Origin of the sequence: Pseudomonas baltica (assembly GCF_014235765.1) — a bacterium.
In the GTDB taxonomy this organism is placed as follows: domain Bacteria; phylum Pseudomonadota; class Gammaproteobacteria; order Pseudomonadales; family Pseudomonadaceae; genus Aquipseudomonas; species Aquipseudomonas baltica.
Window position 1 is genome coordinate 54335 of the sequence record NZ_JACMYH010000009.1, and the last position, 14532, is coordinate 68866.

The window sequence follows — 14532 nt, forward strand, 5'->3', positions numbered from 1 at the left end:
TGCCTTACAGGTCGCCGAAGAAACGCTTCACACCCTCGAACCAGCCATTGGCCTTCGGCGAATGGGATTCGTTGCCCTCAAGCGAAGTGCGGAATTCTTCCAGCAACTCACGCTGACGACGGTCGAGGTTGACCGGCGTTTCCACCGCCACCCGGCACATCAGGTCGCCGGCACCGCCGCCGCGCACGGGCGCAACGCCCTTGCCGCGCAGGCGGAACTGCTTGCCGGTCTGGGTGCCTTCCGGAATCTTCAACTTGACCCGACCGTCGAGGGTCGGCACTTCCAGCTCGCCGCCCAATGCCGCGTCGGTAAAGCTGATCGGCACTTCGCAGTACAAGTGCTTGCCGTCGCGCTGGAAGATCGCGTGCTCGCGCACGTTGATCACCACGTAGAGGTCGCCGGTCGGGCCACCCTGCATGCCCGCCTCGCCTTCACCCGACAGGCGAATGCGATCACCGGTGTCGACGCCCGAAGGCACCTTGACCGAGAGGGTCTTGTACTCTTCGACACGGCCTTCGCCATGGCACGAATCGCACGGGTCGGAGATGATCTTGCCCTGGCCATGGCAGCGCGGGCAGGTCTGCTGCACCGAGAAGAAGCCCTGCTGCATACGCACCTGGCCGATACCGCCACAGGTCGGGCAGGTGATCGGCGCCGAGCCTTTCTTCGCGCCACTGCCGTCGCAGGGCTTGCAGTTGACCAGCGTCGGCACACGGATGCTGACCGTGGTGCCGCGCACGGCTTCTTCCAGGTTCAGTTCGAGGGTGTAGCGCAGGTCGCTGCCACGCTGGGCGCCACCGCGGCCATTGCCGCCGCGACCGCCACCGAAGAAATCGCTGAACACATCGCCGAAGATATCGGAGAAATTCTGGCCGCCGAAACCCTGGCCACCGCCACCCATGCTCGGGTCGACGCCGGCATGACCATATTGGTCGTACGCCGCGCGCTTGCTCGCATCGGACAGCACTTCATAGGCCTCGTTGGCCTCTTTGAATGCCTCTTCCGATTCCTTGCTGTCGGGGTTGCGATCCGGGTGATGCTTCATCGCGAGGCGGCGATAGGCCTTCTTCAGATCTGCTTCGCTGGAGCCGCGCTCCACCCCCAGAACCTCGTAATAGTCACGCTTTGCCATAAGTCTTTTTACTCTTTTGGGAGCCAGCACGCAGGGGCGCCGCTGACCGCGCCGCCAACATCCGATCGCTGTCGCATGTTGTTAAAATTCGTGTATTCCAGACACGCCAACGCGGGAGCAAGCCCCCGCGCGGCGACATCCTACCAGTCACCGTGCAAGCACAGTCAACCGGCCGACCAACAAGTGTTTACTTGTTGTCTTTGACTTCTTCGAACTCGGCATCGACAACGTCGTCGTGCTTGCCGGCTTCTTCCGCTGGCTGGGCAGCAGCACCTTCAGGCTTCTCGGCCTGGTCGGCGTACATCTTCTGCGCCACTGGAGCGGAGACCTTGGACAGCTCTTCGACCTTGGCATCGATGGCAGCCTTGTCGTCGCCCTTGACCGCAGCTTCCAGCGCCACGACGGCCGCTTCGATGGCAGTCTTCTCGTCGGCAGTGACCTTGTCACCGGCGTCGGCAACCATCTTGCGCGTCGAGTGCACCAGTGCATCACCCTGGTTGCGGGCAGCAGCCAGCTCTTCGAACTTGCGGTCTTCCTCGGCGTTGACTTCAGCGTCACGCACCATCTGCTGAATTTCGTCTTCGGACAGACCGGAGTTGGCCTTGATCACGATCGACTGGGTCTTGCCGGTGGCCTTGTCCTTCGCGCCGACGTGCAGGATGCCGTTGGCATCGATGTCGAAGGTCACTTCGATCTGCGGCACGCCACGTGGCGCTGGCGGGATCTCGGCCAAGTCGAACTTGCCCAGCGACTTGTTCTGCGCGGCTTGCTTGCGCTCGCCCTGCAGGACGTGAATGGTCACGGCGCCCTGGTTGTCATCGGCAGTCGAGAATACCTGCGATTTCTTGGTAGGAATCGTGGTGTTCTTCTCGATCAGCGCGGTCATCACGCCGCCCATGGTTTCGATACCCAAGGTCAGCGGGCTGACGTCGAGCAGCAGCACGTCTTTCACGTCGCCGGCCAGTACGGCGCCCTGGATGGCAGCACCCATGGCAACAGCTTCGTCAGGGTTGACGTCCTTGCGCGCTTCTTTGCCGAAAAAGTCGGTGACCAGCTTCTGAACCAGCGGCATGCGGGTCTGACCGCCGACCAGGATCACGTCGTTGATCGCGCCGACGTCGATACCGGCGTCTTTCATGGCGATGCGGCAAGGCTCGATGGTGCGTTGAACCAGGTCTTCGACCAAAGATTCCAGCTTGGCGCGGGAGATCTTCACGTTCAAGTGCTTAGGACCGGTCGCGTCTGCAGTGATGTACGGCAGGTTGACGTCGGTCGACTGGCTCGAGGACAGCTCGATCTTGGCTTTCTCAGCGGCTTCTTTCAGGCGCTGCATGGCCAGCGGGTCACCCTTGAGGTTCATGCCGCTTTCTTTCTTGAATTCGTCTACGAGGTAGTCGATCAAGCGGATGTCGAAGTCTTCGCCGCCCAGGAAGGTGTCGCCGTTGGTGGCCAACACTTCGAACTGGTGCTCGCCGTCTACTTCGGCGATTTCGATCACGGACACGTCGAAGGTACCGCCACCCAAGTCATAAACGATGACGGTGTGGTCGCCCTTGGCCTTGTCCATGCCGTATGCCAGCGCAGCGGCAGTCGGCTCGTTGATGATGCGCTTGACGTCCAGACCGGCGATACGACCGGCGTCCTTGGTGGCCTGACGCTGGCTGTCGTTGAAGTAGGCCGGCACGGTAATGACCGCTTCGGTGACCGCTTCGCCGAGGTAGTCTTCGGCGGTCTTCTTCATCTTTTTCAAGATTTCAGCCGAGATCTGCGGCGGTGCCATTTTCTGGCCGTTGACTTCGACCCAGGCGTCTTTGTTGTCGGCTTCGACAATTTTGTACGGGACCATCTGGATGTCTTTCTGCACGACGTCTTCGGCGAAACGACGACCGATCAGGCGCTTCACTGCATACAGCGTGTTATGCGGGTTGGTGACGGCCTGACGCTTGGCCGACTGACCGACGAGAATTTCGCCGTCGTTGGCATAAGCGATGATCGAAGGTGTGGTCCGAGCGCCTTCGGCGTTCTCGATGACCTTGGCCTTGCCGTTTTCCAGAATGGAGACGCAGGAGTTGGTGGTCCCCAGGTCGATACCGATAATCTTGCCCATGTTTCTTCTCCTGGCACTAAGGCCCGAAAATTTTGGATTTGGTTGCCGCAGCAGTGGTGGCTGTCTGCGGTAGCACTTAAACGCTTGACACTAAGATGGGGGCCACTTGGCCGATTTCAAGCCTGCTCGTCGATCGAAGGCGAAACCGGTGCGGCGGCCTTGCTGACCACGACCATGGCCGGGCGCAGCAGGCGTCCATTGAGCTGATAGCCCTTCTGGAAAACCTTCAAGACACTGTTGGGCTCGACATCCGCGCTTTCCTGCATCGCCATGGCCTGGTGATGCTCGGCGTTGAATGGCTGGCCGTGCGGGTCGATGGCTTCCAGGTTGTAGCGCTTGAGGGTGTCCTGAAACATCTTCAGGGTCAGCTCCATGCCTTCGCGCATCGGACGAATACTTTCGTCGTCGGCGCTGGACAGCTCGATACCGCGCTCGAGGCTGTCGAGCACGGGCAGCAGGTCGCCGGCGAACTTCTCGAGGGCGAACTTGTGCGCCTTTTCCACGTCCTGATCGGCGCGGCGGCGAACATTCTGCAGATCGGCCGCTACACGCAGCGACTGGTCCTGAGCGGTGGCGAGCTGCTCTTCGAGCAACTGCACGCGCGCGGTGAGGTCTTCGGCGCCAGCGCTGGCAGCCTGATTAGCGTCTAGATTCTGATCGTCCAGATTCTGTTCATCAGCCATTGGTTCTCTCCTCTCGATAACGTCCGCGAGGTCGACTCGCGCTTCTGACCGGTATATGGGGTCGCAAATTTGCGCTTCAAGGGCTGACGACCAGCGGCTGAGCGTGGGCTTTCGAACGAAGCGATAAAAAACCCGGGCATCAGGCGAAAACGAGCTAAGGACCAATATTGTCAGCCCTGCATAAAACACTGTATAAATAACCAGACATTCATGCCTGGGGGCGGTCTTATGCTGGTGCACCTGTCCGTACACAACTATGCCATCGTCGAACATCTCGACCTCGAACTCGAGCGCGGGATGAGCGTGATCACGGGCGAAACCGGCGCCGGCAAATCGATCATGCTCGACGCGCTGGGCCTGGCCCTGGGCGACCGCGCCGACAGCGGCGTGGTCCGGCCCGGAGCAGACAAGGCCGACATCCTTGCCACCTTCGATCTGGTCGACATTCCCGAGGCCAGCACGTGGCTTGCCGAGCGCGACCTGGAAACCGACGGCCCCTGCATCCTGCGCCGGGTGATCACGGCCAAGGGCGGTTCGCGCGGCTATATCAACGGCACCCCCTGCCCGCTCGGCGACCTCAAGTCGCTGGGTGAGCTGCTGATCGATATCCATAGCCAGCACGAGCACCAGTCGCTGCTCAAGACCGATACCCATCGCCGCCTGCTGGATGAATACGCCGGTGCCAGCGATCTGGCCCGGCAGGTGCACCTGGCTGCGCAGAAATGGCGTCAGACCCGCCAGGAACTCGAACGCCTGTCGGACTCGGGTGACGAACAGCGCGCACGTCACCAGTTGCTCAGCTACCAGCTGGAAGAGCTGGAGAACCTCGGGCTGGGCGAGAACGAGCTGGAGCAGCTGGAACAGGAACACAAGAACCTGACCAACGCCGAAGCCTTGTTCGGTATCTGCCGCCAGGTCATCGACCATTGCAGCGAAAACGATTCGGGCAACGTGCTCAGCGCGCTGACTGCTAGCTTGAACCGCCTGGGCGGCGTCAGCAATGCTCCGAACGCGCTGGGCGAAGCGGCCTCGATGCTGGCAACGGCGCAGATCCAGGTGGAAGAAGCCGTGGGCGAACTCAATCGCTTCCTCGACCACTTCGAAGCCGATCCGGCGCGCTTGCAGCATATCGAGGAGCGCCTCGACACCATCTATACCCTGGCGCGCAAACACCGCGTTCACCCGACCGAAGTGGTCGCGCTGCAACACCGCTTGCTCGAAGAGCTGGAAGGGTTGAACGCCAGCGACGAATCAATCGAGCAACTGGGTGAAGAGCTGGCGGCCTATGCACGCCACTACCAGGAAAAAGCCGGTGAGCTGACCGGACTGCGCACCCATGCCGCCGCGCAACTGGCGGCCGCAGTGGAGGTGGAAATCCAACGCCTGGGCATGCCCGGTGGGCGCTTCACCATCGAACTGCGCGCCAATGCCCACGAGGACTTGCACCCCAATGGCCTGGAGCAGGTCGAGCTGTTGGTCAGCGCCAACCCTGGCCAGCCGATGAAACCCTTGGCCAAGGTGGCCTCGGGTGGCGAGCTGTCGCGGATCAGCCTGGCAATCCAGGTGATCACGGCGCAGACCTCGCGGGTTCCGACGCTGGTGTTCGACGAAGTGGACGTGGGCATCGGCGGGCCGACAGCCGAGATCGTTGGGCAGTTGCTGCGACGCCTTGGTGAGCGTGGGCAAGTGCTCACTGTGACCCACCTGCCGCAGGTGGCGGCGCAGGGGCACCATCATTTGTTCGTGCACAAGGTGCGCGGCAGTGACGAGACGCGCACGGCCGTGTCGAACCTGGGCAAAGGTGAGCGCGTGGAAGAGGTGGCGCGGATGCTGGGCGGGATTGACCTGACCAAGGAATCGCTGGCACATGCGAAGAAGATGGTGGTGACGGCCAAGGGGTGATGGTGGACGGGCGGGCCTCTTCGCGGGCAGAGGGCTCGCCGCCCGCCCCGCTCCCACAAGGTTGGCACTGACCGGTGGGAGCGGGGCTCTGCCCGCGAAGAGGCCTTGACTGACTCACCCCCAACAAAAAAGGCGACCCCAGGGTCGCCTTTTTGCATCACTCCTGAAGTTACTTTGGCTTGCGCACGTACAGCACCAGGTTGTGATCCACCAGCTCGTAACCATGCTCGCTGACGATTTCCTTCTGGCGGCGCTCGATCTCGTGGTCGGTAAACTCGATCACATCACCCGAGTCGACATCGACCATATGGTCGTGGTGCTCGCCGTCTGCCAATTCGAACACGGCATGGCCGCCGTCGAAGTTGTGACGTGCTACCAGACCCGCCGCTTCGAATTGGGTCAGAACACGGTAAACCGTGGCCAGGCCCACATCTTCGCCCGCTTCCATCAGCGCCTTGTAGACTTCCTCGGCGCTCATGTGGCGTTGCTGTGCCGACTCCAGCATTTGCAGAATCTTGACCCGTGGAAGGGTCACCTTGAGGCCGGCTTTACGCAGTTCGCTATTATCAACCATGGTCAGCTTTCTCAACGATGCGGCTTCGCAGCATCTCTTAATACGGGTATGATCGGGGTTTACGTTGTCCCAGCCAAGATAGTGGAAGTCGCCCACCGATGCAAAACACCAAGCACTTGCTAACCAGCCTCACCTTCGTGGGACTGCTCGCACTCGCCGGTTGTTCATTCCCCGGGGTTTACAAAATCGACATCCAGCAGGGCAATGTCGTCACACAGGACATGATAGACCAGTTACGGCCCGGAATGACCCGTCGGCAAGTAAGGTTTATCATGGGCAACCCCCTGTTGGTCGACACGTTTCACGCCAATCGCTGGGATTACCTGTACAGCCTGCAGCCAGGCGGCGGCGAACGCCAGCAGGAACGCATGAGTGTCATGTTCAACGGCAACGACCAATTGGTCGGCCTCTCTGGCGATTTCATGCCGGGCGTCAGCAGGGACCAGGCAATTCTGGGCAGCGACACCGACACCACCGCTACGCCCCAGCAGGGCGAGCCGCAGAAGGCCGAAGAGCCACCCAAGCCTGGCTCGATGCTCGACGACATCCAGCGCGACGTGGACGGCGTGAAGACCGTCCCCGTCCCGGCACCCCAGCCGCTGGACGTTTCGCCGCAGTAAGCAGGCGGTACGAAAAAAGCCCGGTCATGCCGGGCTTTTTCATGGGCGAAGGAAAGTTATCTCAACGCGCTTTGCGCACTTGCGCCGCCTTGGCCGCGCGCAATCGTCGCACCTCTTTCGGGTCCGCGAGCAACGGTCGGTAGAGTTCGATGCGGTCACCGGATTGCAGCACATGCTCATCTGGAGAATCCAGCAGCCTGGCGAAGATGCCTACCGGGCACTGACTGAAATTCACACCTGGGAAGCGCTGGGCAATGCCTGACATCTCGATCGCCTGCGCGACGGTTGTGCCCTCAGGCACTCGCAACCCGAGCAATGCCTGCTCGTCGACCGCGGCATAGGCCACTTCGATATGGATGGACTGCTCAGCCATGCAATTGCTTGGCGCGCTGGCAGAAGGCATCCACCAAGGTGTTGGCGGCCTGATTGAACAGCGGCCCCAAGGTGGCGCGAATGATCGGGCCGGCGTAGTCGAAGGACAGATCCAGGCTGATCTTGCAGGCCTTCTCGCCCAGCGGCTTGAACACCCACACTCCGTGCAACTGGTTGAACGGACCTTCTTCCAGGTTCATTTCAATGGAGCTACCGGGCACCAAGGTATTGCGGGTCACGAAATGCTGACTCAGCCCACCCTTGGCAATGTCCAGGTTGGCGCGCATCAGGGTGTCGGTTTCTTCGAGGATGGTGGTGGACGAACACCAAGGCAGAAACTCGGGGTAGCGGGACACGTCGTTGACCAGGTCATACAGGGCCTGAGCAGGATAAGGCAGCAGGGCCGAGCGTTGAATATGGGTAGTCATGCGGGCGTCACTTCCAAAGCTGGGCGGCGGACGCGAGAATCCGCGTCGGCCGAACGACGCCAACGGCGCCTTGAAAATAAGGTAGGCATGCCAGCAGACAGGGGGCACGCCAACGAAATCACGGGGCTTCTTTGTCGACAGCGGCAAAGCGCAGGCTATCCATAAAGATCAGGTATTGTCCGGTATTCATTGCAAGCGCTCAAGCGCATAGCAATACCGTAGCCGAGAGCGCAACGACTGCCTATAATGCGCGCCCTATGGCCAAATTAAAGAAACACCCTACAGGGACCATCGCGCAGAACAAGAAAGCGCGACACGATTACTTCATCGAACACCGTTTCGAGGCTGGCTTGGTCCTGGCCGGTTGGGAAGTAAAAAGCCTGCGTGCCGGCAAGGCGCAACTGGTGGACAGCTACGTGCTGCTCAAGGACGGCGAAGCCTGGCTGATGGGTAGCCACTTCACCCCCCTGACCACGGCCAGTACCCATGTGATCGCCGACCCCACGCGTACCCGCAAACTGCTGCTCAACCGCCGCGAGCTGGAAAAGCTGTTCGCCCAGGTTCAGCAGAAGGGCTATGCCTGCGTGGCCTTGTCGATCTACTGGAGCAAGCACTTGATCAAGTGTGAAATCGCTCTGGGCAAGGGCAAAAAGGAATACGACAAGCGCGATACCGAGCGCGAACGCGATTCCAATCGTGAGCTGCAGCGTGCCGTGCGCAACAAGGGCAAGGAAGACTGATTCCTTCCCCCTGCAGCACCGCCTTTGCCGCGTCTACCGGCCTGATTCCTGCAGGCCGCTGCGACGCTGTGCGCGAGCGGTGCGTTGCACCGTCTGCCGTGCCTCGTCGAGCACGCCCTGCACATAAGTGATATGCAGGCTGGCCAGTTCACGTGCCTGCTCTGCCTGACCGCTCACGATGGCCTGAAACAGCTGGCGATGCTGTGCGATCAACTTGTCTCGGGTTTCCCCGCTGTGCCGGTGCATGCCTCCGATGTTCACCACCATGTTGCGCTTGAGCATGTCGAACAGACCGCGCACGGTATGCAGCAACACCGCGTTGTGACTGGCTTCGGCAATCGCCAGGTGGAAGTTGGCATCGGCCACGCCCTCCTCTTCCCGCGTGGCGTCCTCGACTCGGCGGTAACAATCTTCCAGGACATCCATGGCCTGCCTCAATCGATCGCGATCGATCTCGGTGGCGCGCTGCGCTGCATAAAAGGCGCACGACGCCTCCAGGGTATGACGAAACTCGAGCAGGTCGCGCTGGCTTTCCGGATTGCTTTCCAGCAACGCCAACAGCGGATCGCTGAAGGTCGAGCCGAGCGTGTGGCAGACGTAATTGCCCCCACCCTGACGACTGACCAACATGCCCTTGGCCACCAGCTTTTGGATGGCTTCACGCAACGAAGGCCGCGACACACCAAACTGCTCGGCCAGCGCCCGCTCGGCCGGCAAACGCTCGCCTGCCCTTAGCGTGCCCTCGAGAATCATGGCCTCCAGACGCTCGACGATGCCATCGGACAAACGCCGCTGACGGACTTGCTCAATACCCATGGGTGGCTCCAACACACGATCGCCCTGGCCGCACTCGACCAAAGTCATAGACAAGGAAATTGACAGCCCCACGGCTGCGCCCTAACCTGACCGGAACTTATTGTAAATTGGTATTACCAATTCCTGCAATACAGCGCCGTAGCGCCAAGCCTTCCAAAAAAAACAAGGGGCCTCAGTCTATGCAAACCTGGCAGCAGATCTACAACCCGCTCGGCAGCCTCGGGCTATCCGCCCTGGTAGCCGTCATACCCATCGTGTTCTTCTTCCTGGCGCTGGCCGTATTCCGCATGAAGGGGCACGTCGCCGGCAGCATTACCCTGGCGCTGTCCATCGTACTGGCGATCTTCGCCTACGGCATGCCGGCCGACATGGCACTGGCGGCCGCCGGCTACGGCTTCATGTACGGGCTATGGCCGATTGCCTGGATCATCGTCGCCGCCGTGTTTTTGTACAAACTGACGGTCAAGAGCGGCCAGTTCGAGATCATCCGCAGCTCGGTGCTGTCGATCACCGACGACCAGCGCCTGCAGGTATTGCTGATCGGCTTCTGCTTCGGCGCCTTCCTGGAAGGTGCCGCAGGCTTTGGCGCCCCGGTCGCCATCACTGCGGCCCTGCTGGTCGGCCTGGGCTTCAACCCGCTGTACGCGGCCGGCCTGTGCCTGATCGCCAACACCGCACCCGTGGCCTTCGGCGCATTGGGCATCCCGATCATCGTCGCAGGCCAGGTGACCGGCATCGACCCGTTTAAGATCGGCGCCATGACCGGCCGCCAACTGCCGTTGCTGTCGCTGATCGTACCGTTCTGGCTGGTGTTCATCATGGACGGCCTGCGCGGCGTCCGGGAAACCTGGCCGGCGGCACTGGTTGCAGGCCTGAGCTTCGCCATCGTGCAGTACCTGACCTCCAACTTCATCGGCCCGGAACTGCCCGACATCACCTCGGCACTCACCAGCATCGTCTGCCTGACGCTGTTCCTGAAAGTGTGGCAGCCCAAGCGCAGCGCCAGCACTGATCAAGTGGCCGTGAGCGGTGGTGCTGCCGTAATGGGTGGCGGACCTGCGGGCAAAACCTCGGCGGTGGGCGGCTCCACACCAACGCCCTACAGCCTGGGAGAGATCCTCAAGGCGTGGTCACCGTTCCTGATCCTGACCGTGCTGGTCACCATCTGGACCCTGAAGCCATTCAAAGCCATGTTCGCGCCGGGCGGCGCCATGTACAACTTCGTGTTCAACTTCGCCATCCCGCACCTGGACCAACTGGTGCTCAAGACCGCACCCATCGTCGCCACAGCCACACCGATGCCCGCTGTGTTCAAGTTCGACCCCATCTCGGCCACCGGCACGGCGATTTTGTTCGCCGCGATCATCTCGATGATGGTGCTGCGCATCGACATCAAGACCGCCTTGAAGACCTTCGGTGAAACCCTGTTCGAGCTGCGCTGGCCGATCCTGTCCATCGGCATGGTGCTGGCCTTCGCCTTCGTCACCAACTTCTCGGGCATGTCTTCCACCATGGCGCTGATCCTGGCGGGCACCGGCTCCGCGTTCCCGTTCTTCTCGCCGTTCCTGGGCTGGCTGGGTGTGTTCCTGACCGGCTCGGACACCTCGTCCAACGCCCTTTTCGGTTCGCTGCAGGCCACCACCGCACACCAGTTGGGCGTCAGCGACGTACTGATGGTGGCCGCCAACTCCAGCGGCGGCGTGACCGGCAAGATGATCTCGCCGCAGTCCATCGCCGTCGCCTGCGCCGCCACCGGCCTGGTAGGCCGCGAGTCCGACCTGCTGCGTTTCACGCTCAAGCACAGCTTGTTGTTCGCCACCATCATCGGCTTGATCACCCTGGCGCAGGCCTACTGGTTCACCGGCATGCTGGTGCACTGATCCCTGGTCGATATGCGTCCAACACACCCAACATAGGGGCGATGTCGCCCCCTTTTGGTGCTAACTGAATTTATTTACATCCCCACACGTTTTCGACAGAACCCCTGCAAAAGGGCGAAGTCCATTCATCAGGCCCGCAAGCAATTGGGCTATTTCTGACTGCGGACGCCGATCCTACCGAGGAGCGCCGAGTCCACCTTGAGTAAGGAGATTCTTATGAAGCGTACCTATCTGTCCGGCCTGATCGTAGCCTCCGCCCTGATCGCATCCCCTGTGTTCGCCGCTGACGACCTGTGCGAAGTGAACATGCAGAAGCTGAACGACGCCAAGACCACCTCGATGCAGCTCGGCGACCCAGCCAAGAGCCAATACGACGACGCGTACAAAGCCGCCATGGCCGCCCACGCTGCCAAGGACGAAAAAGCCTGCATCTCGCACTCCACCGACGCCATGAACATCTTGATGGATGCTCAGAAAAGCAAAGGCTGATCGCCAAGCCAACCATGGGGTTGGCCTGACGCCGCAAAATGACGTAGACTACGTCTCCCCTGCCTAACCGCAGGGACTGGGGCCGATTAGGATTCGACGCCGGTTGCGAAACTCTAGGTGCATGCCGACTTGGTAACAGAAGTCGTAAATCAACTGTTGCAACTTTCTATAGTTGCCAATGACGAAACCTACGAGGGCCAAGCTCTCGCTGCCTAACGGTAGCTGAGCCGCTCTTCTGGCTACTTCGGTGCCAGCGATCATCAGGGGATGCCTGTAAACCCAAAGTGATCGTCACGCAGAACAGGATCGTCGTGTAGCACGCTGTGGGCAAAGCGACTAAAACTTACACAGCTCGTCCAATGCACCCTGCCAGTCGGGCGGCTGCGGATTAACTCAGTAGACACGGCTAAGCATGTAGTACCGACAGCGGAGTACTGGCGGACGGGGGTTCAAATCCCCCCGGCTCCACCAAACAAGCGTTACAAATCAGGCACTTAGCGATTATCGCAAGTGCCTTTTTTGTGTCCAAAAGGGCTGTTTAGGCTCAGGAATGCCAGCCTTATGACAGGCTGGCTATCGACCAGACTGGAGCATGTGGTCAGTCAGAGCTAAAAACGCAGGCTGTGGAGTTGAGGCCTCTGGGGCCACTAAATTCACATCATGATAGGATGATGCGCGCGTCAAAACCGGTGGTTAAACCGAACGTTTTACCGCGTTCTGTTGCTGAAAGACAATGGATGGAGTCAAATTGGTAGAGGAAGCACGCTGATCAGTATTTCGATAAATTCCTCAACCATCAATTATTTAGATCCGTCGGTTCAATGCCGTTCAGCGCGAAGCCGTCCGGGCCATAGGAGAAACGTAGGCATAGTAACGACTTTATAAGGCCTATGAAAATTTGCACATTGACTGTTGTTTTGTTGCTCGTGTACTGGTTAGATCCGCCTGCCAGGCGACAGGAGACGTAATCAGGGCTGTCAGATCAGGTTCAACCGTCCAAGGAAAAAAGGAGTGATTTTCCATGCGAAACATAGGATCGGCTGGGGAAGGATACTTTTGCGCATGGTGCTCCTCTGCAGGCTTAACAGCAAATAAATCGGTATCCGACGAGCATGGCTGGGACATCCTCATTGAATTGGATGATCCTAATGTCATTGACGACCCACTTACGATGCACGAAGGCGTAACCGAAGTTAAGGTACAGATTAAGTCTACCGATACGAACAAGCAGTATGTAGATGTAGAACTTTCAAACTTAAGAAAAATGGCCACCTCTGTCTTGCCAACTTTCTACATATTGATACAATTTGAGAAACATGAAACTCCTTCTCGCGTATATATTAGACACGTAGATAAGGAATTGATAAGCGAAATCTTAAAAAAAATCACAGCACTCAAAGCCAAAGAAGCAAACCCAAAACTTAACAAGAAGACAATGCGTATCAACTTCAGCGAAGAGATAATCCCGCTAACGCCTTCACAGCTTAAGTCTAGACTTAAAACTTATCTCGGCACCTCGGCAATAACTTATACAGCTGAAAAAACTCGACACTTGGCATCTGCAGGCTTCGAAAAAAATTTGTTTCAAGTCGACTTCAAAATCTCATCTCCAGACCAATTACAAAACCTGCTAGATGCGTCACTGGGCAAAAAAATAGATGTAGCTGTCGATGATCTGAATGGGCACGCCATCCGATTCGGTCAACGTTCTCCTTTCCCAAAATTATCAGCATCAAACGCAGTACTTCAAATCCTATCCGTAGTACCTGACGACAGTGGGCGAGTCACATTTAAAAACATAAAGACAGGATCGTCCTTTTCGTTTTTAGCAGATCTATACGTCGGAATTAACTCACTTCTACCTGCTGAGCACCGAAAAATAAGGATAGATGCGAGATTGTTTGAAATAATTTTGCGCTTAGAACAGCACTCAATGCATCTATCTACCAATCTCGATCCTACTACCCCCCTATGCTCAGATGACTTACTCAAGACGTTCAAGGCCTTTCATATGCTATGGAAACCAGTGAATGTAGCGCTGAGCTTAGACTTCTATTCAAAAGAAATAAAATTCACATTAAACTCTCCATGTGGATTCCAAAATTTTTCGCACGAAATAAATATTCTATCCAAAATTTCAAAAATAAAGCACTGCTTTGATATAGATAGAAAAATTGAAATATCACTGACTGAAATCAACTCAAAAATAAGATCCATACATCTCTTTCATCAAGTACTATTCGAAACTTCGAATGATGCCTTTCTTACCTATGCAGCGGATGATGGACCACCCCTCGAAACTGAAGTAGATTGCTTTTATGTGGCCAGCTTAAGCATAGGGGATTATTTGTTTGTAGACGTCATCGTTGCCAGTGGTCTTATAGAAGAGCATACAGACGACAGTAGGCGCATCAAAATTTGTGCCAGAGAAAGCGTTTACAGAGCTTATTACGCTTCAGCTTTCGATTCATCTGAAATCACTGCGGAGCTCGAGGCTGCAATTGCAAGTTACAAGTCGGAACGAATTGCCATGGATTTCTCACCCGTATTTTTTAGACATCTCGCCAAGGGTCTATAGAAGGGCTCATGGCTGTATCCCTCTAAACGTAGAAGGGGCCACTTTAGCATAGCGGGGCCTTGTCCAAATTACTCCGCAGTCTATCAAGCTTAGTGTCTGCTGATAGATAGAATGACCATTCTTGGCGCCCACTGGCAAGCGCCCAAGCTTGCTTGTGTTGATAATGCTGATCAAGTCGGACTGGTGACTGGAAAACTGCACAGCCAGCTTC

The 14532-nt window shown here is 58.1% G+C and carries 13 protein-coding genes and 1 other RNA gene; 7 read left to right on the forward strand and 7 right to left on the reverse strand.

Features of this window, described 5'->3' with window-relative positions:
- Window positions 1-4: 4 nt before the first annotated feature.
- The 3 genes from dnaJ to grpE all read right to left on the reverse strand — a co-directional run bounded on the left by dnaJ (window position 5) and on the right by grpE (window position 3922).
- Entirely contained in the window at window positions 5-1132 is a 1128-nt protein-coding gene (gene dnaJ / locus H7993_RS19600; RefSeq protein ID WP_122480196.1) for a molecular chaperone DnaJ, read from the reverse strand.
- Between the two features lie 187 nt (window positions 1133-1319).
- Window positions 1320-3239 carry a molecular chaperone DnaK gene (dnaK, locus tag H7993_RS19605; protein ID WP_122480197.1) on the reverse strand — a complete coding sequence of 640 codons (1920 nt, stop codon included), beginning with the start codon at window positions 3237-3239 and terminating at the stop codon, window positions 1320-1322.
- 116 nt (window positions 3240-3355) lie between these two features.
- On the reverse strand, window positions 3356-3922 hold the full coding sequence (grpE, locus tag H7993_RS19610) for a nucleotide exchange factor GrpE (RefSeq protein ID WP_122480198.1): 567 nt from the start codon (window positions 3920-3922) through the stop codon (window positions 3356-3358).
- A 228-nt stretch (window positions 3923-4150) separates the two neighbouring features.
- Between grpE and recN the strand changes: the two genes are divergently transcribed.
- A complete protein-coding gene (gene recN / locus H7993_RS19615; protein ID WP_122480199.1) occupies window positions 4151-5824 on the forward strand; it encodes a DNA repair protein RecN in 1674 nt (557 codons plus the stop codon).
- A gap of 169 nt (window positions 5825-5993) precedes the next feature.
- Here the strand turns inward: recN and fur are convergent, their stop codons facing one another.
- Window positions 5994-6398, reverse strand: coding sequence for a ferric iron uptake transcriptional regulator (gene fur, locus H7993_RS19620; RefSeq protein ID WP_122480200.1), 405 nt, complete (start codon window positions 6396-6398; stop codon window positions 5994-5996).
- A 98-nt stretch (window positions 6399-6496) separates the two neighbouring features.
- On the opposite strand from fur, the gene H7993_RS19625 reads away from it, so the two are divergent.
- Window positions 6497-7018, forward strand: a complete 522-nt coding sequence (locus tag H7993_RS19625; RefSeq protein WP_122480201.1) for an outer membrane protein assembly factor BamE — start codon at window positions 6497-6499, stop codon at window positions 7016-7018.
- Window positions 7019-7079: 61 nt separating this feature from the next.
- Here the strand turns inward: H7993_RS19625 and H7993_RS19630 are convergent, their stop codons facing one another.
- Complete coding sequence (locus H7993_RS19630; protein ID WP_185795391.1) at window positions 7080-7391, reverse strand: RnfH family protein; 312 nt, start codon at window positions 7389-7391, stop codon at window positions 7080-7082.
- Window positions 7384-7818 (reverse strand): type II toxin-antitoxin system RatA family toxin, encoded by a 435-nt coding sequence (locus H7993_RS19635; protein WP_122480203.1) that lies wholly within the window; start codon window positions 7816-7818, stop codon window positions 7384-7386. The genes H7993_RS19630 and H7993_RS19635 overlap by 8 nt, the downstream gene beginning before the upstream one ends.
- Window positions 7819-8075: 257 nt before the next feature.
- Between H7993_RS19635 and smpB the strand changes: the two genes are divergently transcribed.
- Window positions 8076-8558 (forward strand): SsrA-binding protein SmpB, encoded by a 483-nt coding sequence (gene smpB / locus H7993_RS19640; RefSeq protein WP_043190812.1) that lies wholly within the window; start codon window positions 8076-8078, stop codon window positions 8556-8558.
- A gap of 33 nt (window positions 8559-8591) precedes the next feature.
- Here the strand turns inward: smpB and H7993_RS19645 are convergent, their stop codons facing one another.
- On the reverse strand, window positions 8592-9374 hold the full coding sequence (locus H7993_RS19645) for a GntR family transcriptional regulator (protein ID WP_185795392.1): 783 nt from the start codon (window positions 9372-9374) through the stop codon (window positions 8592-8594).
- A 179-nt stretch (window positions 9375-9553) separates the two neighbouring features.
- Here H7993_RS19645 and H7993_RS19650 point away from each other — a divergent pair, with 179 nt between their 5' ends.
- From H7993_RS19650 to H7993_RS19665, 4 genes are all read left to right on the forward strand, one after another.
- On the forward strand, window positions 9554-11254 hold the full coding sequence (locus H7993_RS19650) for a lactate permease LctP family transporter (RefSeq protein ID WP_122480205.1): 1701 nt from the start codon (window positions 9554-9556) through the stop codon (window positions 11252-11254).
- Window positions 11255-11470: 216 nt separating this feature from the next.
- On the forward strand, window positions 11471-11743 hold the full coding sequence (locus H7993_RS19655) for a hypothetical protein (protein WP_122480206.1): 273 nt from the start codon (window positions 11471-11473) through the stop codon (window positions 11741-11743).
- A 78-nt stretch (window positions 11744-11821) separates the two neighbouring features.
- Window positions 11822-12214, forward strand: a transfer-messenger RNA (tmRNA) gene (gene ssrA, locus H7993_RS19660).
- Between the two features lie 550 nt (window positions 12215-12764).
- Window positions 12765-14321, forward strand: coding sequence for a hypothetical protein (locus tag H7993_RS19665; RefSeq protein WP_185795393.1), 1557 nt, complete (start codon window positions 12765-12767; stop codon window positions 14319-14321).
- Window positions 14322-14532: the final 211 nt, after the last annotated feature.

What these genes read in the sequence shown, in the direction of transcription:
- dnaJ (WP_122480196.1), bottom strand. Translation starts at nt 1,132, where the DNA reads ATGGCAAAGCGTGACTATTACGAGGTTCTGGGGGTGGAGCGCGGCTCC.
- dnaK (WP_122480197.1), bottom strand. Translation starts at nt 3,239, where the DNA reads ATGGGCAAGATTATCGGTATCGACCTGGGGACCACCAACTCCTGCGTC.
- grpE (WP_122480198.1), bottom strand. Translation starts at nt 3,922, where the DNA reads ATGGCTGATGAACAGAATCTGGACGATCAGAATCTAGACGCTAATCAG.
- recN (WP_122480199.1), top strand. Translation starts at nt 4,151, where the DNA reads ATGCTGGTGCACCTGTCCGTACACAACTATGCCATCGTCGAACATCTC.
- fur (WP_122480200.1), bottom strand. Translation starts at nt 6,398, where the DNA reads ATGGTTGATAATAGCGAACTGCGTAAAGCCGGCCTCAAGGTGACCCTT.
- H7993_RS19625 (WP_122480201.1), top strand. Translation starts at nt 6,497, where the DNA reads ATGCAAAACACCAAGCACTTGCTAACCAGCCTCACCTTCGTGGGACTG.
- H7993_RS19630 (WP_185795391.1), bottom strand. Translation starts at nt 7,391, where the DNA reads ATGGCTGAGCAGTCCATCCATATCGAAGTGGCCTATGCCGCGGTCGAC.
- H7993_RS19635 (WP_122480203.1), bottom strand. Translation starts at nt 7,818, where the DNA reads ATGACTACCCATATTCAACGCTCGGCCCTGCTGCCTTATCCTGCTCAG.
- smpB (WP_043190812.1), top strand. Translation starts at nt 8,076, where the DNA reads ATGGCCAAATTAAAGAAACACCCTACAGGGACCATCGCGCAGAACAAG.
- H7993_RS19645 (WP_185795392.1), bottom strand. Translation starts at nt 9,374, where the DNA reads ATGGGTATTGAGCAAGTCCGTCAGCGGCGTTTGTCCGATGGCATCGTC.
- H7993_RS19650 (WP_122480205.1), top strand. Translation starts at nt 9,554, where the DNA reads ATGCAAACCTGGCAGCAGATCTACAACCCGCTCGGCAGCCTCGGGCTA.
- H7993_RS19655 (WP_122480206.1), top strand. Translation starts at nt 11,471, where the DNA reads ATGAAGCGTACCTATCTGTCCGGCCTGATCGTAGCCTCCGCCCTGATC.
- H7993_RS19665 (WP_185795393.1), top strand. Translation starts at nt 12,765, where the DNA reads ATGCGAAACATAGGATCGGCTGGGGAAGGATACTTTTGCGCATGGTGC.